General features: G+C 63.8%; 20 protein-coding genes. 10 read left to right on the forward strand and 10 right to left on the reverse strand.

The window, feature by feature from the left end; genetic code table 11:
• Positions 1–16 precede the first annotated feature (16 nt).
• The gene (locus VF617_RS14305) at positions 17–1,345 is read left to right on the forward strand and encodes a pectate lyase (RefSeq protein ID WP_331015582.1); all 1,329 of its coding nucleotides are present in this window, start codon (positions 17–19) and stop codon (positions 1,343–1,345) included.
• 6 nt (positions 1,346–1,351) lie between these two features.
• Here the strand turns inward: VF617_RS14305 and VF617_RS14310 are convergent, their stop codons facing one another.
• Positions 1,352–2,035, reverse strand: coding sequence for a hypothetical protein (locus VF617_RS14310; protein WP_331015583.1), 684 nt, complete (start codon positions 2,033–2,035; stop codon positions 1,352–1,354).
• Positions 2,016–4,289 carry an ATP-grasp domain-containing protein gene (locus tag VF617_RS14315; RefSeq protein WP_331015584.1) on the reverse strand — a complete coding sequence of 758 codons (2,274 nt, stop codon included), beginning with the start codon at positions 4,287–4,289 and terminating at the stop codon, positions 2,016–2,018. Before VF617_RS14315 ends, VF617_RS14310 begins: the two co-directional genes overlap by 20 nt.
• Before the next feature lie 192 nt (positions 4,290–4,481).
• Between VF617_RS14315 and VF617_RS14320 the strand changes: the two genes are divergently transcribed.
• Positions 4,482–5,141 carry a hypothetical protein gene (locus tag VF617_RS14320; protein WP_331015585.1) on the forward strand — a complete coding sequence of 220 codons (660 nt, stop codon included), beginning with the start codon at positions 4,482–4,484 and terminating at the stop codon, positions 5,139–5,141.
• A gap of 25 nt (positions 5,142–5,166) precedes the next feature.
• Here VF617_RS14320 and VF617_RS14325 read toward each other — a convergent pair whose 3' ends face one another.
• Positions 5,167–5,553: a hypothetical protein gene (locus VF617_RS14325; protein ID WP_331015586.1), complete on the reverse strand. Its 387-nt coding sequence runs from the start codon at positions 5,551–5,553 to the stop codon at positions 5,167–5,169.
• Positions 5,554–5,838: 285 nt separating this feature from the next.
• On the opposite strand from VF617_RS14325, the gene VF617_RS14330 reads away from it, so the two are divergent.
• The gene (locus VF617_RS14330) at positions 5,839–6,666 is read left to right on the forward strand and encodes an AraC family transcriptional regulator (RefSeq protein WP_331015587.1); all 828 of its coding nucleotides are present in this window, start codon (positions 5,839–5,841) and stop codon (positions 6,664–6,666) included.
• Between the two features lie 232 nt (positions 6,667–6,898).
• On the forward strand, positions 6,899–10,036 hold the full coding sequence (locus tag VF617_RS14335; RefSeq protein ID WP_331015588.1) for a TonB-dependent receptor plug domain-containing protein: 3,138 nt from the start codon (positions 6,899–6,901) through the stop codon (positions 10,034–10,036).
• Positions 10,037–10,112: 76 nt separating this feature from the next.
• On the opposite strand, the gene VF617_RS14340 is transcribed toward VF617_RS14335, so the two are convergent.
• Entirely contained in the window at positions 10,113–12,881 is a 2,769-nt protein-coding gene (locus VF617_RS14340) for a LamG-like jellyroll fold domain-containing protein (protein WP_331015589.1), read from the reverse strand.
• Between the two features lie 355 nt (positions 12,882–13,236).
• A complete protein-coding gene (locus tag VF617_RS14345) occupies positions 13,237–13,515 on the reverse strand; it encodes a hypothetical protein (protein ID WP_331015590.1) in 279 nt (92 codons plus the stop codon).
• A gap of 302 nt (positions 13,516–13,817) precedes the next feature.
• Between VF617_RS14345 and VF617_RS14350 the strand changes: the two genes are divergently transcribed.
• From VF617_RS14350 to VF617_RS14375, 6 genes are all read left to right on the forward strand, one after another.
• The gene (locus tag VF617_RS14350) at positions 13,818–14,414 is read left to right on the forward strand and encodes a hypothetical protein (RefSeq protein ID WP_331015591.1); all 597 of its coding nucleotides are present in this window, start codon (positions 13,818–13,820) and stop codon (positions 14,412–14,414) included.
• 256 nt (positions 14,415–14,670) lie between these two features.
• Positions 14,671–16,392 (forward strand): GH39 family glycosyl hydrolase, encoded by a 1,722-nt coding sequence (locus VF617_RS14355; protein ID WP_414714063.1) that lies wholly within the window; start codon positions 14,671–14,673, stop codon positions 16,390–16,392.
• Positions 16,393–16,469: 77 nt separating this feature from the next.
• Positions 16,470–16,799 (forward strand): MFS transporter, encoded by a 330-nt coding sequence (locus VF617_RS14360; RefSeq protein WP_331015592.1) that lies wholly within the window; start codon positions 16,470–16,472, stop codon positions 16,797–16,799.
• Complete coding sequence (locus tag VF617_RS14365) at positions 16,738–16,986, forward strand: hypothetical protein (protein WP_331015593.1); 249 nt, start codon at positions 16,738–16,740, stop codon at positions 16,984–16,986. Before VF617_RS14360 ends, VF617_RS14365 begins: the two co-directional genes overlap by 62 nt.
• 117 nt (positions 16,987–17,103) lie before the next feature.
• The gene (locus VF617_RS14370) at positions 17,104–17,355 is read left to right on the forward strand and encodes a hypothetical protein (protein ID WP_331015594.1); all 252 of its coding nucleotides are present in this window, start codon (positions 17,104–17,106) and stop codon (positions 17,353–17,355) included.
• A gap of 166 nt (positions 17,356–17,521) precedes the next feature.
• Positions 17,522–17,971, forward strand: a complete 450-nt coding sequence (locus VF617_RS14375; RefSeq protein ID WP_331015595.1) for a MarR family winged helix-turn-helix transcriptional regulator — start codon at positions 17,522–17,524, stop codon at positions 17,969–17,971.
• A gap of 7 nt (positions 17,972–17,978) precedes the next feature.
• Here the strand turns inward: VF617_RS14375 and VF617_RS14380 are convergent, their stop codons facing one another.
• From VF617_RS14380 to VF617_RS14400, 5 genes are all read right to left on the reverse strand, one after another.
• Positions 17,979–20,069, reverse strand: a complete 2,091-nt coding sequence (locus VF617_RS14380) for an acetate--CoA ligase family protein (RefSeq protein WP_331015596.1) — start codon at positions 20,067–20,069, stop codon at positions 17,979–17,981.
• A 6-nt stretch (positions 20,070–20,075) separates the two neighbouring features.
• Positions 20,076–20,912, reverse strand: coding sequence for a p-hydroxycinnamoyl CoA hydratase/lyase (locus VF617_RS14385; protein ID WP_331015597.1), 837 nt, complete (start codon positions 20,910–20,912; stop codon positions 20,076–20,078).
• Positions 20,913–20,947: 35 nt separating this feature from the next.
• The gene (locus VF617_RS14390) at positions 20,948–22,366 is read right to left on the reverse strand and encodes an aldehyde dehydrogenase (RefSeq protein ID WP_331015598.1); all 1,419 of its coding nucleotides are present in this window, start codon (positions 22,364–22,366) and stop codon (positions 20,948–20,950) included.
• A gap of 83 nt (positions 22,367–22,449) precedes the next feature.
• On the reverse strand, positions 22,450–23,619 hold the full coding sequence (gene pobA, locus VF617_RS14395; RefSeq protein ID WP_331015599.1) for a 4-hydroxybenzoate 3-monooxygenase: 1,170 nt from the start codon (positions 23,617–23,619) through the stop codon (positions 22,450–22,452).
• 33 nt (positions 23,620–23,652) lie between these two features.
• Entirely contained in the window at positions 23,653–24,015 is a 363-nt protein-coding gene (locus tag VF617_RS14400) for a DoxX family protein (RefSeq protein ID WP_331015600.1), read from the reverse strand.
• Between the last annotated feature and the right edge of the window lie 11 nt (positions 24,016–24,026).

Genomic DNA, 24,026 nt, shown 5'->3' on the forward strand with positions numbered 1-24,026 from the left:
AGCAGAGGCAGGCGCCATGATTTTCACGTTGCTCATGGCGTCCGCCTTGCAAGCGGGCGGGCCAGCGGCCTCGCATATCGTCCCCGCCTTTCCTGGCGCAGAGGGGGCCGGGGCGGCCTCGCTCGGCGGGCGGGGCGGGCGCGTGCTGTTCGTCACCAACCTCGAGGATTCGGGGCCGGGAAGCCTTCGCGCGGCCGTCGAGACCAAGGGCCCGCGGACGATCCTCTTCCGGGTTTCGGGCACGATCAAACTGCTCAAGCCGCTGGCGATCCGCGAAGGCCGCGTGACGATCGCGGGCCAGTCCGCCCCCGGCGACGGCATCACGCTGCGCGATCATATGCTTCAGATATCGGCCGACGATGTCGTGGTCCGCTATATCCGCTCGCGACTGGGCGACGAGTCGAAGACCGAGTCCGACGCGATTACCATCACGAAGGGACGGCGGATCATCCTCGATCATGTGTCGGCGAGCTGGTCGGTCGATGAGACGCTATCGGTATCGGCTAATTATACGATACCCGAGCAGGGCTTTTACGACGTGACGGTGCAGTGGTCGATCATCTCGGAATCGCTGACGCGTTCGCTCCATGCCAAGGGCGAGCATGGCTATGGCAGCCTCGTTCGTGGCGGGCGGGGATCGAAGGTCAGCTTCCACCATAATCTGTGGGCGAGCCACTCGGCGCGGATGCCGCGTCCGGGCAATTACAGCGGCCCCGATGTGGACCCGATCGGCGCATTCTTCGATTTCCGGTCCAACGTCTTCTATAATTGGGGCAGCACCCGCTCGGGCTATAATGCGGACAAGGCGACGCTCTCCCGCTACAATTTCGTGGACAACGCCTATATCGCCGGGCCGCAGTCGAAGGCGCCGATCGCCTTCAACGAAGCCAACATGCTGGCAAAGGCCTATTTCTCGGGCAACAGCATGAACGGCTCGATCCCCAGTGATCCGTGGAGCTTGGTGACTGGAGTGCAGCCCGAGGGCTATCGCCTGGCTCAGCCGATAGACGTTGCTCCGGTCCGTTCGGACCCCGAGGCCAGCGCATATCGCCGCGTGCTCGCCAGTGCCGGCGCTTCGAAGGTCCGCGATGCGGTGGACGTGCGCGTCGTAGCCGGCGTGCGCGACCGCACGGGCAGCCAGATCGACAGTCAGCGCGACGTGGGCGGTTGGCCCCAGCTCAAGAGCGCGCCTGCGCCCGAGGACAGCGATCAGGACGGGCTTCCCGATGCCTGGGAGCGCAGCCACGGACTCAATCCGAAAAGTGCCTCGGACGCCAACAAGGACCGGAACGGCGACGGCTATACCAATCTCGAGGAATGGCTCGCCGACCTGGCGAAAGGCTGAAATAAATTACACGGCGACCCATTGGTTGAGCTTTATACGGCGTTCGCCCCAGCGCAGCCCATCAGGAAAGGTGCTCGGATCGGCTTCGATCCGCACCGCCGCCAGGCTGCCATATCCGCCCTCTCCGCGCGGGTTGATCCACCAGCCGGCGGAGCCGTCCCATAATTTCAGTTCGTCTTCGCCCACAAGCACTGCGTTGCCCTCATGATAAATGGCATCGCCGTCGATCCAGTGATCGGACACGCCCTTGCTTCCCCAATTTTCGCGCCAGGACGTAGCCGCCTCCGTGCTGTACCGCTGGATGAACTGCGCGCGGAATGCGCGGACGCCACGGGCGATAAACGCCTCTTGCGCTATCGCGGCATGGACTCCGCAATCGACGGTCGGCGCGTCGACCGCCTCGCACCAATGGATCGGCCAGGCAGAGGGTCCCCAGGCTGAATGCTCGCGCATCCAGCGCGGCCCCGACAGGATGTCGCCGCCGTTGAGCTGAGCAAAATCGAAAGCGAGCAGCCATTCGTGCGCGATGTCGCAACAGGCTGCTCCGTGATGCGAAATGTGGCTGTTGGGGAAATTCTCCCACTTGCCGCCCGGAGAAGCAGCCGGGGAGGCGAGCATGAAACCCTCGCCAAGGCTGGCGTCCGCCGTCCGGACTTCAGAGGCCTTGGCCTTATCCTCGACCAAATACATAGGACATGCTCCTGTCATAACCGCCGGCATCGCAGAAGATCAGAAGGTCGCCGGCGCGGGTGCCTTCGGGAAGCTGGACGTTGGAGGCGATGATGTCGTGCTCCATGCAGAGCCGGCCCATCAGATAGGTCTTGCCGCGGCCGATCGGCTGTAACGCGCCGGTATCGCCGCATTGGCGCACCATCCGGTGCGGTTGCCAGAAATGCATCGGGATTTCGGCGATCGAGGCATCGACGACCGCCTCGACCATGTCGTTCTCGTGCTTCTGGATTTCCAGGATGCGCATCGCCAGCGCCATCGATGGCTGCGCCATCGCCTTGCCGGGCTCCGACGCGATCTGGCGGACGCCGGGAAGCATCGTGCGGACCAATTCGACTGCGTGGACGATCTTCGAGGTTTCGTCCGCGTGCCAATCGTCGGGATACCAGCCCCCACCCATATCGAGCATCTCGATAGTGCGCCCGCTCAGCCTCTCGATCGAGCGGCACCAGCGCAGCATCGATTCGAATAGATGCCACCATTGCGCGACACCGACATGGCTGCTCGCCATGTGAAAGTGGATGCCGAATGCGCTGTCGACTGGCAGCCGCTTCACCGCGGCGATCAGCTTGCCGAAGGTGGTGGGGCTGTCGAGCGGAATGCCGAAGCGCGAAGTGATATTGGGCGTGCGGATGCGGATGCCGATATGCTTGGCTGACATTTCACCGGCTTCGACGGCGGTGACGACCCGGTCGAGGTCGGCCACGCTGTCGCAGAACACCGCATGCATCCGCTCGCGTGGCATCAGGCCCTGGGGCCACCATTTGCCGGGGCCGTTGAGGATGACCTGATCTGGGCGGAAGCCGACTTCCAGCGCCGTCTGGACTTCGCCCAGGCTGATCGCCTCGGCATAAAAACCATTGTCCAGCGCCAGCTTGATCAGGCGCTTGTCCGGGTTGGTCTTGATCGAATAGCCGCTGATCACTTCGACGCCATCGGTGCTCAGGCGTTGCGCGCGTTCGGCGGCCTGCCTGAACAGGCTCGCGGCGGTGGAATCCATATAGATATATTGCGGCGTCTGCATCGTGTCGAAATCCTGCGCGGCGATATCCGACACATAGGTTTCGGGAAGCTCGGCCACCCCGCTTGGCGGTTCTCCGCCTTCCGGATCCAATGCCACATCGAGCATATCGGGATCGATCTTGTGCAGCCGCGCGGCAAGCGCCGTAAGCCCCGAGGGATGCTTCATCGAATGGCCGACCGCGCCGGCAAAGGGCTCGGGAAGCGGGGGCAGGGGATAATCGGGGCGGACGGGAACCTCGAGCACGATGCGCGTGAACTCGAACGAAGTCGCCGGCGCACGCTGGGCCTCCACGCCGCTGGCGGCCTGGACGAGCAGCGCGGGAAGATTATGCCCCGCGATCGTCGCGCCATGGACCCAGGCGGGGAAGCGCGGGTTCATCTCGATCAGCCAGAGCTGATCCGCTGCGTCGCGCACCATCTCGAGCTCGCCCCCCCCAGTCCAGTTCGTGTCCCGGATCATGCGGCGCAGCGGCTCGAGGAACGCCGGCGGCACTTCGGAAACGTCGCCAGCCCAGGTCTTGCCCTCCGGAGTGATGTCGCGCTTGCGCATGCTGACCGCGCCGAGCAGCTCGCCCTTATAGGCCGAGAGCATGACCGATTCCTCGTAACCGCTTACATGCGCCTGGAGGAACAGCTTCTCGGTGGACCAGACTTTGCTGAGCGCATTGCGCACCGCCGTAAAGGCGTCCCACGTCGGCGTGCGCGAAGCGTCGTAATACGGGCCTTTCAGCCAGACGCGCCAATTATGCTCGCGGCAAAAGGCGTGGAGGTCCCAATCGCTATGTTCGGTCGAAAGATAGGTCGGGATCCGGATCGGCAGTTCCGAAGCCGCCTCGACCACCGGCTTGGTGATGCGCTTGATCCCTGACATTGGCGGGGCGAGCAGGTTGCGGTGGCCGTCCGGGAAAATGCTTGCCAGCCACATCGCCTCCAGGTCGCTGCCCGAAATCCACATGCCGCCCGCATCCAGCGCATCGCGGACCTTGGCGGCATAGCTGTCCAGGTCCAGCTCGCCCCAGGGGCGCTGGATCCAGAGCTCGTCGAGCTCGTCATAATGGATTCCCGAGACGCGATTCGAATATTCGACGCCGACGATCGTGGCGTCGGGATATCCCTGGCGCAGCGACCGCACGATGCCTACCCCCGGCTGCGGATTGCCGCCGGCGTAGAGCCCGCTTACATAGATTTTCATTGAACTTCCAAGAATTATAGAACGCCGCGTCACCCACCGCCAAACCATGCGATGGGTTGGGATTGGGGTGTTTCGAGACCGCGCCAGAGTTATTTAATGAATTATAAAACCGCTATCTCGGATTAAGTTCCGGAAAATATTATATAACTTGGGTTAGGACCGAGGGGCCGTAATCGATCTAAGTACTGAACCATGACCAGTGTCCGTTACCCCAGCTATAAGAATATTGACCCTTATATCGACGTGGAGCGCCTGAGCGCGCTCGACGCATTCATCACCGACCGTCTGCGTCAGCGGCTTGAAGGAGCCAGGGACCGGCAGTTCTACACGGGGCCGTTTCTGCTGGACGCCGATGCGCCAGCGCGTCCCGGATCGCGCATGATCGAGCTGACCCGTTCGCGCGAACCCGAAGACTATTATGATCTCGACCGGACCGAAATCTGGGAGCCCTCTCCGGAGGCGGCGGAGTTCGCCCCGCTTATGGACTTCGTCGCGACGCTCCCCTTCGCGGCCACGGGCCGGATGCTGATCATGTACGATCCGGACGGCCGTGCCGTCTCCGCGCACAAGGACCATGACAGCGCCGAGCTATGCCACGAATTCATCTGGCTCCGCACCAATTTGAGCAAGCCATTCTATATGCTCGATCCCCACACGGGCGAGCGCGACTATGTCGCCGGCTATTCGGCGTGGTTCGATACGGTGAACCAGTTTCACGGGGCGGATGCGAGCGGGGAATTGTCGTTCAGCATTCGCATCGACGGCGTGTTCGACGATGCGTTTCGCAGCCTCATCCCATTTCCAGGCAAGAACAGGGCCGCAGCGGCGAGCGTCTGGGCGAACGCCGGTTAGAAAGCCCTTTGCTGCGCAAACCGGCTTAGAATGCCGGCGTTCGCGTCCCGATCCACACGCTGGTCGATTGCCCATGGTCGGGCGGGACGCGAAGCTTCAAGCCCCAGCCGCGGACAGTCTCGATAGGATCACCGCCACCCGCCGCGAGGAATTTTCGGCGGATCCTGTGCACCAGCACGTCTCTGATCGTCGCACTCGATTCACCACCGCGAAGGACATCATCGACCATGGCCCAATGGGCACGGCCGCGCTGCATCAGGATCAGCATCAATTCGCATTCGAGCGGCGAGAGCCGGACCTGCACGTCACCCAGCCAAAGCTCGAGCGGATCGAAGATCAGGGTTAGTCCGCCCCGCCGGATAGACGGGCGTTCCAGATCCTCCGCTTGATACAATCGTCCCAGGGCGTTCATCCCGCTTTTCCTCTACCGCCAACTCGGGCTCCGGCAGCCCGATGCGGGGTTAGGGCCTGTTGAGGAGGCGGGGGTTGTTCGATCTTGCGGATACGCCCTGAAACAGGGCAGTCCAGCGAATTGCGCAACATCGAACAATGCGAAACGGGGCTCGCCTAACGTGTCAGGCCTTCTGGCCGGAGCCTATGATTCGGCTTGTTCGATCTTGCGTATTTCGATCATTGGTAATGTGGCGTTCATCTGCGGGCTGCGTACTTTCCATCGACAGCGTGAGAAGGAAGTCGCGTGCGCGTTGATGCCGTCCGAATGGTAAACCATGCGACGGCGCCCCTTGCCGCGATCGATCGGCCCCGCGTGGTTCTCTCCAGTCTTGGGAGGGGGGAGACCATCATGACGGGGCGGGCGCTCTCGTTGAAACTATGCCTCGAAGGCGAGGAGCTTTACCACGTCGATGGTCGCACCTATCGACTTAGCCCCGGCCGGCTGCTGCTCGTGGATCGCGGGGAGGCCTATGAGGCGACACTGCGTGCTCCATCGCGCGGCCTTTGCATATATCTCCCCAGCGCATCGACCACGCCGGCGCAAGCCCAACTGCTCGGCCGCACCGCTATAAGATCCCTGATGAGCACGCAGACAGGCGTGGATCTCGCAAACGCGGCCGCGCGCGCACACCGCCACCCGGAAGATTGGGAAACCCACGCTCCGGCGCTGGCCGCCGCGGCGGCGGCTGTCCTGCAAGGAGCAAGAGAGGATGCCTCCGCCCATATCCAGCAGCTGAATCTCAAACGCGCGGTGACTCGCCGTGAGATCCTGAATCGGCTGGAAATGGCGCGTGCGCATCTGCATGCGATCACCTCCCGCAATGTTCCGCTGTCGGAATTGGCGGATGTGGCGGGGTTGTCCAGCTTTCACTTGTCGCGATATTTTTCCGCGGTCTTCGGCGCGCCTCCCGTCAGCTACCACCGCAAGCTGCGGATGCAGTTGGCGATGAACATGCTCAAGAGCGGCAACCACTCGGCGACCGAGGTGTCCCTCCTGCTCGGCTTTTCCGACCTGAGCGCATTCAGCCATGCCTTTAAAAAGGAATTCCACGTTCCTCCCAGCCTGGCTTGAAGATTTGAGATAGGAACCTTATCATATTCCGGGGCCTAGAGTTGTAAAGGTATTGTAAAGAATCCAGAAAGATTACGTAAAACTTCAGAACATATAAAGCGAAAGGTGCGTGATTACGTAGCAACATGCCCTAATTACTCGGTTTACAGAGTTGATTTCCCGTCTAGCTACGCGGAGATAGCGAGACGATCCTCAGATATTGAGGCACTCTCCGATGAACAGGGAGATCACCATGCGTAAGACACATTATTTGGCGGGCACGTTTCTCGGCAGCGCCATCGCCGTGCTGGCGGTGCCCACGGCTGCCTTCGCGCAGACCGCGCCAACCGAAACCGCGGCGACCGCCGAAAGCCAGGACGAGGAGGTCGCCGAGAGCATTGTCGTAACGGGCTCGCTGTTTCGCCGAACCAACGCGGAAACACCTTCGCCCGTTACCGTCCTCAGCGCGGAGACGCTCCAGGAGCGCGGCATCAACACCGTCGCCGAAGCCGTTCAGCGGGTCTCCGCGAATGGCGCAGGCACGATTACCCAGGGCTGGAACTCCGGCTCGAACTTCGCCACCGGCGCGAACGCAGTTTCGCTTCGCGGCCTGACGGTCCAGTCCACGCTGACGATTTTCGACGGTCTGCGCATGGCGCCCTATCCGCTCGCCGATGACGGTCATCGCAATTTCGTCGATCTCAACACGGTCCCCAATGCGATCATCGAGCGCATCGAAGTCCTGCGCGACGGCGCTTCGTCCACCTACGGCGCCGATGCGGTCGCCGGCGTGATCAACGTCATCACGAAGAAGCAGATCAACGGGATTCACGCGAATGCCTCTGCCGGTATCTCGCAGAAGGGCGATGCCGGCGAGCAGCGCTTCGATCTGACCGTCGGTCACGGCGATCTCGATGCCCAGGGCTTCAATTTCTATATCAACGGCGAATATCAGCGTCAGGAGGCGCTCTGGGCGCGGGATCGGCAGTATCCGTTCGGAACGTCCAACCTGAGCGGCCTCTGCGGCACATCCTTGGGAGGTGTCGTGGGCACGGGGGCTGCGGCGCGCACCTATGCGGCCGGCTCTAACGTCTGCATGACCAATGGCGCCTGGAACAGCGTGATGCCCAGCGGCGCCACGAGCGGTGTCCAGTTCATCTACAACGGCCTGCTAGCGACGCCCGTACCCGTGGGCCGCCCGGTCGACGCGACGGGCGCCGCCGTTGGCGCCGTCGCCGGCGTCTCTCCCGGCGCTCTGTACAACCTTCTCAATCCGACAGCGGGCTGCCGCAACCTCACTCCCGTGCAAGTACCCACGGCGGCACAGCTTGGCACGCCGCTGAGCACGAGCGCCGGGACCCTGCAGTGCTCGGCGGACCAGCGGGCTCTTTATTCGCAGCTCCAGCCGGAGCAGGAGCGCCTGGGCTTCGCCGGGCGGTTCACCGCCAGGATCGGCGAAAACGCCGAGTTCTACGCTGCCGCCAACTATTATCAGGTGAAGACGCATACGCAGCTTGCCCCTCTGACGTTTCAGGGCGCCACGTCCTATCCGGCGCCGACCCCTCCGGGCTTCCTGCAGCCGACCAACGTGTACCTGCCGGTATATGTGTGCCCGACCGGCGTGGGCAATTTCGGTACAACCACGACCAACGGCAACCTCAACACCGGTTGCAACGCCACGAACGGCACGCTGAACCCCAACAACCCGTTCGCCGCCCAGGGCTACCGCACCCAGTTGCTGTATCGTTATGATCGCCCGCGCGACATTCAGAGCGAGGCGCGGAGCCTTCGCGCCGCCGCGGGCATCAATGGCTCGTTCGGGGATGACTGGAACTATACGTTCGAAGCGACGGCATCGCAGGTGCAGCTCGATGTGATCCAGAACGGCTTCCTGAACGGGCAGCGCATTCTGGATGTCCTGGCGCGGGGCACCTACAATTTCATGAACCCGGCGGCGAACTCAGAGGCGGTCCGGCAGTATATTGCACCCGAGAACCGCAATCGCTCCTTCTCGGACTTGTGGCAGGTGTCGGGCACGATCGCGAAGAACCTGTTCGATCTCCCCGGCGGCCCGCTGCAGACGGCGGTCGGCGCGTCGTACCGCCACGAGTCGATCAACAATCCGTCGGCCAACCCTGAAAATTCGGGCAATCCCTATGATCGCTATTACAGCGCCAATGCCGTGGGTGCGATCGGCTCTCGTAACGTAAAGTCGGCGTTTTTCGAAATCAACGCGCCGATCCTACCCCAGCTCGAGATCAATGCATCGGGCCGCTATGACGATTACTCGTCCGGACAGAGCAACTTCTCGCCCAAGATCGGCGCGAAGTTCACTCCGATCCCGCAGCTCGCGGTTCGCGGCACCTATTCGAAGGGCTTCCGGATACCTTCGTTCAACGAGGCCTTCGGTCTGCCGACCACCGGCTTCGTGACCTACACGCTGAGTTCGGCGGTGCCGGCGGAAGCCGCCTATATCAATGCGCACCAGGGCAACGCCTATGCGACCCAAGGCTTCGCGGTGGGCCTAACCGCTACGGGCAACCCGGCGCTGGACCCGGAGAAATCGACCAGCTTCACCGTCGGCGGCATCTTCGAGCCTATGCGCAATGTCAGCTTCACCGTGGATTACTGGAACATCGAGGTCCGGGACATCATCGGCGGAGCCGATTATTCGGATGTCCGCAACCAATACTATTCGAATAATGGCGTCGTGAACGTTCCCGGCATCACGGTCGTCCCAGGCGCGCCGGACGTGAACAACCCGACTTTGCTTCCGCACATCGGATTCATCCAATACTCGTTCCAGAACAACGACGCACAGCGCGTGTCCGGCATCGACCTGGGCGCCAATGTCCGCATCCCTTTCGGCGGCGCAACGCTGACCAGCTCGTTCGAAGCTTCGTACCTCATGAGGTTCGAAAAGGACCTGCCAACCGGGACCCAGCGTTATGAAGGCACCCTCAGCCCTTGTGACGTCACATCCTGCTCGGGTGCGCCCAAGTGGCGCGGCAGCTGGCAGAATACTCTGCAGATCGGTGGCTTCACCGGCTCGGTCACAGCCTATTACACCGGTGGCTACGACCTGGCGTCGATCGATTACGGCGGCGTCAAGGGTGACTGCCTGGCCAGCCGGGGCAGCTCCGTCTCGGTTTATGCAGACGGCGTGACGCCGGTCCTGTGCGAAGCCGAGGCGCAGTGGAATGTGGACTTGAGCCTGAGCCAGAAGGTGGGCGACAAGTTCACCATCTACGCAAACGTGCTCAATGTGCTGGACATCGCCCCCGTGTTCGATCCGAGCGCCGCGTATCACATCTACCAGTTCAACCCGGCCTGGGGTGGCCCGAACATCATGGGCCGCTACTTCCGCGTCGGCGCGCGCGTTAACTTCTAAATAGGCCGCTGGGCCGAACGATGTGGGCGGCTTCGCGCGGAGCCGCCCATTTCCGTGCCGGGGAGCAGGCGGGAACCTATCTTACCGGCCGGCCCGCGAGATACTTGCCATAGCCGGCGCTGTTGTTCTCGCCGCTGACCTCCTTCGGATCGCCATCAAGGCGCAGCGTGACGCGCAGCTCGCTCGTGGCCACGCCTTGTGGAACCGTTGCCCTGACGGTCGCGGTCTTGGGCAGCAGGTCGTTTGGCGGCGCTAGCGCCGGAAAGCGAACGGTGGCTACCGTCAGCCCTGTCGCATCGCTGACCGTCGCCACACCGGCAGGGGTCGGCCTGGCGCCCAGCCCGTGAACCGTGATGGCCAGCTTAGATCCCCGCAGGACGAGATCGTCGGCCGAGACGCCGATATCGGCTCGTGTCGCCGGTTCGTCGCCGGGGCGGACGAGTTCGAAACTGTAAACCATGGACTGGCGCGGCGGTGCGGCGAGATCGACACCCGCGCCCATCTCCAGCGTAATGTCACTCGCCGTCCCGGCCGTGTCGGCTCGGTCGTTGCCATCGGCATCCACACCCCCGCTCATTCTCCAGGTCCCCGCAGCTAGCCGGTCGCCGATCATCCGCGCCATCGCCGCGCTGCCGCTCAGATTGTATAGGATAACCTTGAACCTGCGCGGGTCGCCGTCAGGGATAAGGATCGCGATGTCTTCGGCGGCCGCGCCGGCAAAGCGCCAGCGAACGAGGTTTCCGGGGTAATAGGCGTTACGGCGATGCGCGGTGCCGCCCAATCGCGCCCGTTGCAGCAATTCGCTTGGCACGCTGACGCGGTCCGACCAGAAATGTCCCTCGGTCAGCAAGTGCATCCGCTGGCTGTTCGACTCGATCTCGGCTCCGTAGAGATCGGCGAGGATCGCCTTGTCGCCGGTGCGCTGCCATCGCACGAAGCGCGCGAAATCGGAGTCCGAGCTGCCGCCCAGATTGCGGTCATTGCTCGCGCCGCCAGCCTTGACGCTCCCCGTGGCGACCGCACTCGACAGGGCCGGACCCCCCGGCAGTTGCGCCAGAAGATCAGCATTGAGCTGCGACAGGCCGGCAAGATTGGGGCGGCTGACATTGGCCATGATCGGACGGAGATATTTGTCGTCGCGAGTCCAGGCCCAGGCGGCCCAGAACATGTTGGCCGCGCTGGCCACGCCGCTGCCTTTGACGGCGTCCGTCTTCCACTCGATCTCGGCAGGAAAACTCCAGGTCCCGTCCTTCTCCTGGCGACCATGGGCCAGCCAGCCGTCGAGCAGCGGAAGCACCACCGATTTCACGGCCGGCGCGCCATTGTAATCGACAAGAAGCAGCCCCGGATGCGCGACGAGGAAACCGTATGGCCGCTGCCAGCCCCAGACGCCCTCGCGGACGATATCGGTCCCGCTGAAATAAGAGCTGATGATGTGCGAATGCCCGGCTTCATTGGTTTGCGCGAGCCGCGGATAATTGCGCGCCACTTCCATGGCGCGCTCAATCGCGCTCGGATCGCCCCAGCTCAGCTGCATGGCCTGGGCGACCGCATTGATGCCCTCCTCGTAGCTGTGCAGTTCGTCCGCACGGATACGGCTGAGGCCGTTGCTCCACATATGGTTGGCATAGGTAGCGTCGAGCAGCCGGCGTTGCGACGCGATCAGCCGATCGGGCGCGACGCCCATCAGCGCCAGCGGCACCCATTGGTTCACCGTATCGCGCTCGCCTGCGATCAGCTTGCCGAATGCCGGCCCGGTGATCTCCACCCGGTTCCAGCGCTCGTCCGGCAAGACCAGCGTGTAGCGCCGCCCGCCCGTGGAATAGACGTTCCAGTCGGGCAGCTCGAAATAGTCGGTTCGCCCCGCCAGGCGCGAGCGATTGTACACCCCCGGCCAGGTCGTCTCGCGGATGCCGTCCGCGCCTCGGAACATGCGTTGCTTCAGATCGCGCGTATCGCTGAATTCGACCTTGCGGATGCGCGTGACCGGGTCCGCCAGATAAGCCGGAGCCTCGCGGGTCCAGCCGTGGCGCAGCCACCATTGGTCGCGCGTGGCGGTGTCGGCCAGCGAGCGCGCGGGCGCCGCGGGCGCGGAGGGCGTCTCCGCGGCGGCCAAGGCTGCGACTTGGGCGTCTTCAAGCATGTGATCGTAGATGCGCAGTTCGTCGAGATCGCCCGAGCGCCGGAAATTATACTGACTTTGCACCTGATAGGGCGACACAATGCGCTGGAAGGGGCCGAACCCGAACAGCCCTGCGTCGTAAACCGCCTTGCGATCTGTGCGCGCGGCGGGCTTGCCGTCGATCCACAGGCGCACCCCGATGGTTTCGTCCCATGCAAAGGCGATGTGCGTCCAGGCCGACGGGGCCGGGACCGCGTCGATCCGGAACGAGGCCCGCGTGCGGGCCAGGCCAGTATCGGTCACGAAGGCGTCGAAGCCGTGACCGTTCCAGTCGATCCTGGCCCAGGTCATGTCCCAGCTCGTCCCGTCGCTGCCGCCGACGCGGAACAGCGCGAACGGCGTCGAGCCGAGCGGCGTACGGGCGCGGAAGAAGAAGGACACCGTCCCGCGCTGGGCATGAATGTTGCCCGCCGCGGGCCAGGCCAGCGTCAGATCGTCGGCAAGCGCCAGGGCAGCGCCGCTGCGCCCGTCCGCGACGATCGACACGCCTTGCGAGAATATCGGATCCGGCGCCCCAGCGGCGCGCTCGGGCTTCGCGCCCCTACCGCCGGACAGCGCGAACAACAGTCCGTCCCCAGGCGGCTCGGGGGGCGTCTGGGCGATGCCTGCTGAAGAAAGGCATGCCGTAGCGAGTATTGCGATGCGGAGTATTGCGGCGATCACTACCGGTCTCTCGAAAAGCTGCCTTGGAAGGAAGCGCGATACTGAGCTCACTACCACAGTTTTCGACCGCGTCGGCATGCCAAGAGCCGGCTCGTACGGGTGATGTGCGCCTTGACTCAGTAAGTCTCCGAAGCAGGGAGGCTGTCTTGCAGGAGCTCGCTGTCGCCGATCTCGTGTTCGATGGCAGGCTGCGGAGCATCCTGAAGCGATGCGGGGAGTTCAGCACCCTCTGGGCGGGTCCAAGAACCCTGGGAGACTTGCACGACAGCTTCGGCGGGGTGATTCAATTCACGAGAACGGGCTCGTTGAACGGGCGGCGATGCGTCTCCGGATGTGTATTCGAAGCGTGCGGCGTTCACAGGCGGACGACAGCATCGTCCCTATACAACGCGTCGATCGGGTTGGCCTGCTGCCCGCCAGCGGCGACCTGCGATGCGACCGGGTCGATCGGATAGGACCAGTCTGACCGCGGCGCTTGAGACATGGAATATTCGGGCCAGGCCGCGGGACTCTGCTTATAGAATGAGAAGGCACCGCCATCGGCATATTGGGCCAGGCCGAGGCCTGCAACCACCGCGCAGGGAATAGACATCGCGCATGTCAGCAACGTATTAACTGCCGAGGCATCGCTCACTCTCCGCCCGACTAACAAATGATAGGTTCCGAGGTTCCAGGCCACGTATGGCAAATTGAAGTCGCCCGCTCCGGAGGCGGTCGGTCCGCACCCGCTCATCGCAAATCGCCTGCCACGCCGCGATAGTGTGCCGGCTCTGCGTCGCGAAATGAGGTCCTGCATATGCGCCAGTCGGTGTCCCTGTGAGATAGCGCTTGCCTGGTAATGCCCTGGGTGCGACCTTGCCTGAAAGGGAGTGCGCAATGGGCAAGCATGAAGGATCAAGACGCGGAGACTGGTGGCTGGAGCGCTCTTGTTTCGCTGTGGCCATTGCTCTGGCGGCACCCGCCATCGCGCAAGACACCTATCAGCCCGGGCAGGCGATTCAATATAGCGACGGAAGCGGGTGGACCGACGCCGAGTTCCTTCGCCTGACGCCCGACGGCACGCAGGCGATCGTCCGCGAAAAGAACGCGTTCTCGACTGACGGCTTCTTTCAGCGCGCGGTGAGCCTTAACCGCCTGCGAAGGGCGGGGGGGCAGCCGGCGACGGCACCTGCCGCTCAGGCGGCGCCACGCCCGGCGGCACAAGCGCCCATGCCGGCGGTTCGGCCGCCGACCCCGCTTGCGCAGACCAGCGGAGCGCCCCGATCCGGCGACTATAATGTGTATAGTTATGGGCGGCCGAGCAACCCGATTCGGTTAGGCCGAATCAATCTCTCTGGCGGCCAGTATCGGTTCTATAACAATGGCGATCAGCTTTTGGGCCAGGGCCAGTATGGCTTCGCCGCAGGCACCGTAACCTGGCGCACCGGCCTGCTGAAGGGCTATGGATGGGGCGGCGCCTTCAAGATCGATGGCGGCGGACGCGAGCATGTCATTCGCCTGAACCAGGTCACAGTCGCGATGAACTCCCGCTAGGCGTGCCACGGAGCGCAAACCGGCCTAGCCTGAACTTGCTTGGCCTTGAGGGAATTGTGACCCGTTCCTGACACGCCGTGTCAATCCGGGCACCCTTCAGAGCAAGTGCCGCGAAGGAAAAGGTTCGAATTCGCAACCTGGGCGCTTGCTTGAACAAGGCGAACGAAGCTGCGAAGCAAGGAAGGTATTGGTTATCTAGGTGGGTGTGAGACGGGATGTCTTCCCGGAGGCCCACACAATCAGGGTAGGGAATGATATGAGCTGGAAATTCTTGGCAGCCTGCCTGACCCTGACCTCCAGCCCGGCCATCGCCCAGACAACCCCACCCCCGGCCGCCACAGCCCCGGCCGCGCCGGTTGAGGCCTTTCCCGTCACTATCGTTGTGGACGCTGCAAAAAGCTCCGGGCCCCTGCCTCGGATGTGGCGGTTCTTCGGCGCCGACGAACCGAATTATGCGACCATGAAAGATGGCCGCAAACTCATGAAGCACCTGGGGGAGCTTTCGCCCGGTTCGGTATATTTCCGCACGCATAATCTTCTCAGCAGCGGCGATGGCACCTCGGCCTTCAAATGGGGCAGCACCAACGCCTATACCGAGGACAAGCAGGGCAATCCGGTTTATAACTGGACGATCGTCGACGGGATTTTCGATAGCTATCTGGCGCGCGGCGTCCGCCCCTATCTGCAGATCGGCTTCATGCCCCAGGCGCTGTCTTCCGCACCCGCAAATGTGCCCTATCAGCACGAATGGCGGCCGGGTTTCCCCTATAACATGATCGGCGGGGGCTGGGGCTATCCGCCCAAGGATTACGACAAATGGGGTGAGCTGGTCTACCAATGGACCAAGCACAACGTTGAGCGTTACGGCCGCGAAGAAGTCGAGAAATGGTATTTCGAGGTCTGGAACGAACCTGACGGTCCCGATTACTGGAAGGCGACGCCCGAGGAGTTCTTCAAGCTCCACGATTACGCGATAGCCGCCGTCAAGCGTGCGCTGCCGACCGCCCGTGTGGGCGGCGCCGATGTCGCGTCCGCCAATAACGCCCGCTACATGGAAGGCTTCATGGAGCACGTCGCCAATGGGAAGAATTATGCGACGGGGGAGACCGGCACGCCCACCGACTTCATCGCCTTTCACGCCAAGGGATCGCCGCAATTCGTCGATGGCCATGTGCGCATGGGAATCTCGAACCATCTGCAGCGGATCAACACCGGTTTCCGGAAGGTTGCCGCGTCGCCCGCCCACAAGGCCAAGCCGATCATCATCGGGGAAAGCGACCCGGAAGGCTGCGCCGCCTGCGCGGGGCCGCAGATGGGCTATCGCAACGGCTTGATGTATTCGAGCTACACTGCCGCCAGCTTCGCCCGCAAATGGGATCTGGCGGAAAGGCACGGCGTCAAGCTCGAAGGCGTCCTTACCTGGGCCTTCACCTTCGAGGATCAGCCCTGGTTTGCCGGATTCAGGCAACTGGCCTCCAACGGCATCGATCTGCCCGTGCTGAATATCTTCCGCATGTACGAAAAGATGGGCTCCGAGCGGCTCGACGCGGCCAGCAGCAGTCAGGTCGCTCTGGATGACATCGTCGCCAAGGGCGTTCGCGCCGGGCCAGATGTCGGCGTCCTCGCCACACGCGATGCAAAGAAGCTCGCGATCATGGTCTGGCATTATCGGGACGATGACGTGCCGGGTCCCGACGCTGCCATAGCCCTGGACATTGCCGGACTGGGCCGGGCGTTCAACGGTGCCAGGGTCACCCACTGGCGCGTGGATGAGAGGCACAGCAACGCCTTTGATCACTGGAAGCGCATGGGCTCGCCTGCCGCGCCGACATTCCCGCAATATCAGGAGCTGGAAAAGGCGTCCCAGCTTGTAGCGGTGGGGCCCGAACAGTCGCTCGCCACCAAAGGCGGCAAGGCGCGGCTTGACTTCAACCTGCCCCTGAAAGGCGTGTCGCTGATCGTCATCGAGGCGAAGTAGCCGGTTCACGATAGGGGGACAGGCGGGGGCTGGCTGATCGATCGGATCGGGACCAAGCGCGGGTTTTTTTCGCCATCATGATCTTCTGGTCGCTGGCCTGCGCGAGCCACAGGCTGGCGGGTGGTGTCCTGGCTCTGGCTGCAAGCCGCCTGCTGCTGGGGGCCGGCGAGGGTGATGGATTCCCAGCGGCGACGCGCGCGGTTGCCGAGTGGTTTCCTGCGCATCACCGCTCGCTGGCGATGGGCATGATCAATGCGGGAACCGCTGGGCGCAGTCATCGCGCCGCCGCTGATCGCGATCATCCTGACTTAGGTCCACTGGCTCGATCTCGCGAGCAGGCGCTGGATGTTCTTTTTCACCGGAGAGGTCGGCCTCGTCTGGGCCACCTGGTGGTGGTTCGCCTATGAGACGCCGCCGGCATCAGAGGCGTCCGCCGCCGGCGCCGCCGAGGCCGAACGTACGGGTTTCGCAGTGGGAAGTATTGCTGCGATCCGCCGGGCCGTCCGCCCCGGTTTCCCTGTCGCCTTCCGCTTTTCGCAGTTCAAGCAACAGGATTATTCGGTGCGCCTGGCCGAGACTCCGCAGGACCTGTAGGCATGGCTCGGTCCACTCGTAGCGGCAGGGGTCGATATCTTCCATGCCTCGCAGCGGCGATTCTGGGAGCCGGAATTCGCGGGGAGCGAGCTCAATCTCGCCGGCTGGGCGCGCAAGGTGACGGGCAGGGCCGTGATCACCGTCGGCTCGGTTGGGCTCAGCGGCGAGTATCGCGCGAATTGGGGCGGAGAGGTGTCGCGGCCGGCAAGCCTGGACGCGCTCATTGAGCGTCTCGAACGCGGGGAGTTCGATCTCGTCGCGGTCGGCCGGGCGTTGCTCAACGATGCCGAATGGCTCCACAAGATGGCGACCGGCCGCTTCGACGCCCTGAAGCCGTTCACCATAGACGTGCTCAACCGCTACGCGTGAGCGCCTGCGGGGGATCACCTGGGTTCCCGGCGTTGCATCGGTCATCCAGCGACTCCGGGCATCGGAGCTGCAAGCGCCTGTCATGATCGGCCGATCAGGCTGCTGCCGGCCTTGCGTGCCTCGCTTGAGTCACGATAAGCCGGCCCTAGCGGAGGGTGGAAAGCTGGTGTCAGTGCAGAACGAGCATGTCGAGCTGGGTGTCCTCACCGAACTCGTCGGCTATCACCTGCGCCGCGCGTCGTCCACGTTCGCCGGCGATTTCGCCCGCGCGCTCGAAGGTACCGGGATGCGCCAGGTGCCGTTTGGCATTCTCTCGGTGGTGGATGCGAACCCGGGGATCAATCAGGGTGCGGCGGGCCGCGTGCTCGGCATCCAGCGCGCCAATATGGTGGCGATCATCAACGAGCTGGTCGATCGCGGCTGGATCGAGCGCAAGGTGCCTGCGGGCGATCGCCGCGCATTTGCGCTGGCCATGACGCCGGCGGGAAAGGCGCAGCTTGCTCAAAGCCTCGCGCGCATCCGCGAGCATGAGGAGCAAATGCTGTCGGGTTTCGACGCCGATGACCGGGCGCAGTTGCTCTCGCTGCTGGCGAGGATCGAGGCGAAGGAACGATAGGCGCCTGTTACTCGGCGAGTATCAGCGCATCAAGCGCGACGACGCCTTGTCCCACCGGATAGACGACGACCGGATTCAGGTCGATCTCGCGGATGGCAGGTGTGCCCAGCAGGATGCGACCGAGAGTAGCGATAAGCGTCGCCACAGCATCGACATCCAACGCGGGAGAACCGCGATAGCCGTCGAGCAGGGCGCCGCTTTTGAGCTGGCGGAGCTCGCCAACGATCGCGGCGTGAGTAAGGTCGGGCGCGAGCAGGCAGACATCCTGGAGCAATTCGGCCTGAACACCGCCGAAACCCGCAAGGAGGATCGGGCCCCATTCAGGATCGTTCCTGGCGCCTACGATCAGTTCCACGCCGCGTGCCCCCATTTTCTCGATTTGCACGCCGTCCACAGCGATGGCGGAGTCATAGGCAGCGACATTTTCGAACAATCGGTCCCAAGCCGCGGCGAGCGCCCCCGCATCGCCGATGCCAAGGATGACGCCGCCCGCATCGCTCTTGTGGCTGAGCGCCGCTGACTGCGCCTTGATGGCCACGGGATAGCCCACCCGCGCGGCGATCGACCGGGCTTCGTCCAGCGTCGCCGCGAACCCGCCTTCGGGGAAGGCAATGCCGATCGGCCCGAGCAATGCCTTGGCGCGATATTCCGGAACCACGCCGGCGGACATTTGGATCGCGATGGGGAGCGCGTCGCTCGCCGCCATTTCCCGCCCCGAAAGCCGTGAGAGATGTGCGAGCGCGCGGAGGGCGCGGTCGGGGGAGGGGAAATAGGGCACGCCGAGCGCGCGCAGCCCAGAAAGATAATCGGGGTTGAATGCGGCCCCGTCGTCGAGACCCGCGAACAGCACGGGCTTTTGCGGGGCGAGCGCGCGGATCGCGTCGATGATCGGGAGGAATTTGCGCGCCGCCGTCGTCTCGTCGGTCTGGATGATGCCTAGCACCACCGCGGCATAGGTCGGATCGGCGAGCAGGGGTTCGAGCGTGCGGCGATACAGATCGGGATCCACCAGCGCCTGTGCGGTGAGGTCCATTGGATTGCTCACCGGGATGAAGTCCGGGATGGCATTCCGCATACTCGTGGTGGTCAACTCCCCCATGGCGGGAAGATCGAGCCCGAGTTGTTCGCACAGGTCCAGCGTGAGCGCCTTGAACGCGCCGCTTTCGGTTAGAACCGCTATGCCGCCTGCGCCGACGGGACGTGCGCGCAGGGCGATGTCGGCCACGTCGCCCAGTTCCTCAAGCCCATCGACCAGCACCACGCCCGCCCGTTCGACCTTGGCGCGCATCAGCGCATAGTCGCCTGCCATCGCGCCGGTATGCGTGGCCGCGGATTCGCGCGCGGCGCTCGATTTGCCGGGGTGGAGCAGCACGATCGTTTTGCCCGCCGTGCGCGCTCGTGCGGCGAGCGCGAGGAAACGCACGGGCTTGCGGAACTGCTCGACGATCATCGCGATCACTCGGGTGTCGGCATCGGCGATCAGATGCTCGACATAATCCTCGACGCTGCTGGCGGCTTCGTTGCCGGTCGATATCGAAAGGGAGATCGGCAGCCCCTTGGCCATCAGCGTGGTGCCGAGCACCACCGCCATCGCCCCCGACTGCGAGACGATGCCAATGCCCTCGCCGGAGAACGGGTGCAGCGGCGTCTCCACGAAAGTCAGGGGAATTCCGGCGACAAAATTCGTCATGCCGAGGCAGTTCGGCCCCTCGATCACCATGCTGCATTCGTCAGCGATGCGCGCAATCTCGCGTTGTGCGGCAAGGCCGTCCTCGCCGCCTTCAGCGAAACCCGCGGCGAAGATCACTGCCGCGCCGACTCCGCGTTCCGCCAATTCGCGCACTGCGCCCAACACCGCCGGCCCGGGTATTGCGAGCACGGCGGCATCGACGCCCTCTGGCAATTCCGCAATCGACTTGAGGCAGGATCGCCCGCCGATCGCGTCGCGCTTGGGGTTGATCAGGTGAATGTCGCCCTGGAAGCCGTGTCGTTCGAGATTGGCGAGCACCGAATTGCCGAGGGCCCCGGGCGTTGGGGACGCACCGACAATCGCCACCGAGCGCGGATTGAGCAGCCGTTCCAGCGATCGTTCGCCCACGAGCGATCAGGCCTTCTGCTTCGAGAGGTCGTACGCGCCCAGTCCGGGCTTGTAGCTCTTCTCGTCGATGAACTGACGCAGGCCTTCCTTGCGCCCTTCATTATCGTAGGAATTGGCCGCTTCCTGCGCGCGGATCAGATAATCCTCGGCATCGTCATAGCTCATCGTTGAGACGCGGCGGACGGCGTCCTTGGTCGCCTTGAGCGCCACCGGATTCTTCTTGAGCAGCACCTGCGCGACTTCGGTCACCCGCGTCTTCAGGGCGATCAGGGGCAGGGCCTCGTTGACCAGCCCCCATTCGGCTGCCGTCTTGCCGTCGATATTCTCGCCCATCATCGCGTGGTACATCGCTTTGCGGAACGGCATCAGCTCGACCGCCACCTTGGTCGCGCCGCCCCCGGGGAGAATTCCCCAGTTGATTTCGCTAAGGCCGAACTGGGCCTCTTCAGCGGCGAACGCGAGGTCGCATGCGAAGAGCGGGCCGTAGCCTCCGCCGAAGCACCAGCCGTTGACGCAGGCGATCGTCGGCTTCTGATACCAGCGCAACCGCCGCCACCAGCCATAGCTCTCGCGCTGCGCCTTGCGCGTGCCAGCCAGGCCCAAGGCTTCGGTCTCGCGGAAATATTCCTTGAGGTCCATGCCGGCGGTCCACGCCGCACCCTCGCCGGTCAGCACCAACACGCCCACGTCGTCCCGGTGCTCGAGCAGGTCGAGCACCTCCATCATGTCGCGGTTCAGCGTCGGGCTCATGGCGTTACGCTTGTCGGGTCGATTGAATTTCACCCAGGCGATACGGTCGATCACTTCATAGGCGACGACGCCGTTGGAACTGGTCTCGGTCATGGCTGATCCTTCGTGGCTAGGGGACGCTTTCGGCGTCAGATCGGAAAGTGTCCGGGCAGCGTCTCGATGGTGATCCAGCGCAGCTCGGTGAAGGCGTCCACGCCGGCCTTGCCGCCGAAGCGGCCGTATCCAGATGCCTTGGTGCCGCCGAAGGGCATCTGGGCCTCGTCGTGGACCGTAGGACCGTTGACGTGGCAGATGCCCGATTTGATCCGGCGGGCAACCCGCAGGCCCCGAGCGGTGTCGCGTGTGAACACCGCCGCGGACAGTCCATATTCGGTGTCGTTGGCCAGCGTGACGGCTTGTTCTTCGTCCTTCGCACGGATGATGCCGACCACGGGGCCGAAACTCTCGTCGCGGAAGAGGCGCATGCCTGGCGTGACCTTGTCGATCACGTGAGCCGGCATCAGCACGCCGCTCGTCTCCCCGCCGACCAGCTGCTCCGCCCCGTTGGCAAGGGCATCCTCGATGAGGCCGCGGACAGCCTTGACCGTCTTCTGATCCACCACAGCCCCGAGCGGCGTGTTGCCCTCGCGCGGGTCGCCACAGGGCATCGCGGAGACCTTTTCCCGAAACTTGGCCGCAAATTCGTCGGCCACGCTTTCCACCACGATGATTCGCTCGGTCGACATGCAGATCTGGCCCTGGTTCATGAACGCGCCGAATGCGGCCGCCTTCACCGCTTCGTCGAGATCGGCGTCTTCGAGGACGATCAGCGGCGCCTTGCCGCCCAGTTCGAGCAGGACCGGCTTCAACTGCTCGGCCGCGCGCCGGGCGATGATCTTGCCAACATGCGTTGATCCCGTGAAATTGATCCGCCGCACCGCGGGGTGGTCGATCAGCGCGCCGACGATCTCGGCGGCGTCCTCGGGCGCGTTGGTGACCAGCTGCACCGCACCCTCCGGCAGCCCCGCAGCCTCGAATGCTTCCACGATCAGCGCATGCGTGCGCGGGCACTGCTCGCTCGCCTTGAGCACCACGGTGTTGCCGCAGGCGAGCGGCATCGCGATAGCGCGAACCCCCAAGATTATCGGCGCATTCCAGGGCGCGATGCCCAGCATGACGCCTACGGGCTCGCGGAGTGCCATCGCGATGCAGCCCGGCTTGTCGGATGGGATGACCTCGCCGCCGATCTGCGTGGTCATCGCCGCGGCCTCGCGGATGATTCCGGCGGCGAGCATCAGATTGAAACCCGCCCAGCCTTTGGTCGAGCCGATTTCTCCCATCATCGCTTCGATGAATTGCGGCGCGCGTGCTTCGAGCTCGTCCGCGGCCTTGGTCAGCAGCGCGCGGCGCGCATTCGGGCCTATCGCCGACCATGCCGGGAAAGCGGCCTCGGCGGCACTACAAGCGGCGATCGCGCTCGCTATCGTCGCAGCGGGCGACGTCGTCGCCACTTTGCCGGTGATCGGGTTTAGCCGGTCGAACGTGCGATCGAAACTCGCGGTGGTCATGCATCCCTCCTGGATTGTTATGTTGTATAACAAACAATCCAGGAGGGCAAGAGGTCAGGGGACATTTCGTGGCGTTCAAGGCCTCAAAGCGGCAACCCCACGTAATTCTCTGCAATGACGCGCTGCATCGCTTCCGAGGAGGCGACATAATCCAGCTCGGCGATCTGCATGCGCTGCTCGAAGCTGCCGTCCTCGGGGAAACGGTGCATCAGCTTGGTGAGATACCAGCTGAAGCGCTCGGCCTTCCAGATGCGAGCCAGCGCCTTTGCCTCATAGGCGCCCAATGCCGCATCGTCTCCTTGGGCATAATGCGCAACCAGGGCGTCGGCGAGGTAGGCGACATCCGAAGCCGCGAGGTTGAGGCCCTTGGCGCCGGTGGGCGGCACGATATGGGCTGCGTCGCCGGCGAGAAACAGGCGCCCGTGGCGCATCGTCTCGAACACATAGGAGCGCAGCGGCGCGATCGAAATCTCCAGCGCCGCTCCGCGCGTCACGCCGTGCTCGGAAATGGAATCGAAGCGGAGCGCCAGCTCGTCCCACAGCCGCTCTCCAGGCCATTCATCAAGCCGCTCGGTGAGCGGCACCTGGATATAATAGCGGCTGCGCGTCGCCGAGCGCATCGATGCCAGCGCGAAGCCCCGCGGGCCGTTCGAATAGATCAGCTCGGGGTGGCACGGCGGCACATCAGCGAGAATCCCGAGCCAGCCGAATGGATATTCGCGTTCGAACTCGCGGGCGCGCGAAGCGGGTATCGCCTTTCGCGAGGGGCCGTGAAACCCGTCGCATCCCGCGATGAAGTCCGCTTCGATGCGCTGCTCGACATCGTCCTTGATGAATGTAACCGACGGGCGCTGGCTCTCGATATCGTGCAGCGCCACTTCACCGGCTTCGTAGATGATCTCGAGCCCACGCGCCGGAGCCGCCTCCATCAAGTCGCGCGTCACTTCGGTTTGCCCATAGACGGTGACGTTGCGGCCGGTCAGGGCCCTGATGTCTATGCGGATCAGCCGCTCGCCATCCGCGAGGTTGAATCCGCCCTCGATCAATCCTTCGGCGTTCAATCGCGCGTCGATCCCCAACTGCCGCATCAGGTCCGTCGTCACGGTTTCAAGCACGCCGGCGCGAATACGGGACAGCACATAGTCGGCGGATCGGCGCTCGACGATGACACAGTCGATACCCTGTCTTTTCAGCAGGTGCCCCAGCAGCAGCCCTGCGGGGCCCGCTCCGATGATAGCAACGCCTGTCTTCATCCATTGCCTCCCAGCGCCGGGCCCGGGATTCAATCAGGCGGTGGGCGCCGCCTGCCGCGCGCGGGCGACGAGCAGGAGGCCCCCACAGATCGCAAGGTTTTTCAAGGCTGCGGTCATTTGCAAGCGGTCGGTCAAATCGTGATGGAAGATGAGCGTGGCGGCAACGGTGAACAGCGCCAGTGCAATGCCCACTTCGCGCGGACGAAATCCCACGGCCAACGCGACGCCTCCCAATATCTCGAGTGCGATCACTGGCCACAGCAACGCCCCGGGCACATTGAAGGCGCCCATATAGCCGGCAGCAGCCGCAGGCGCCGCGAGCTTGGCGACGCCGGACACCACGAAGAGCGCGGCTATCATCGTGCGGCAAATGGTTTCGTATACTCGGTCGCTCATTCGCTGGTCTC

This window comes from Sphingomonas sp. (assembly GCF_036388215.1).
In the GTDB taxonomy this organism is placed as follows: Bacteria; Pseudomonadota; Alphaproteobacteria; order Sphingomonadales; family Sphingomonadaceae; genus Sphingomonas.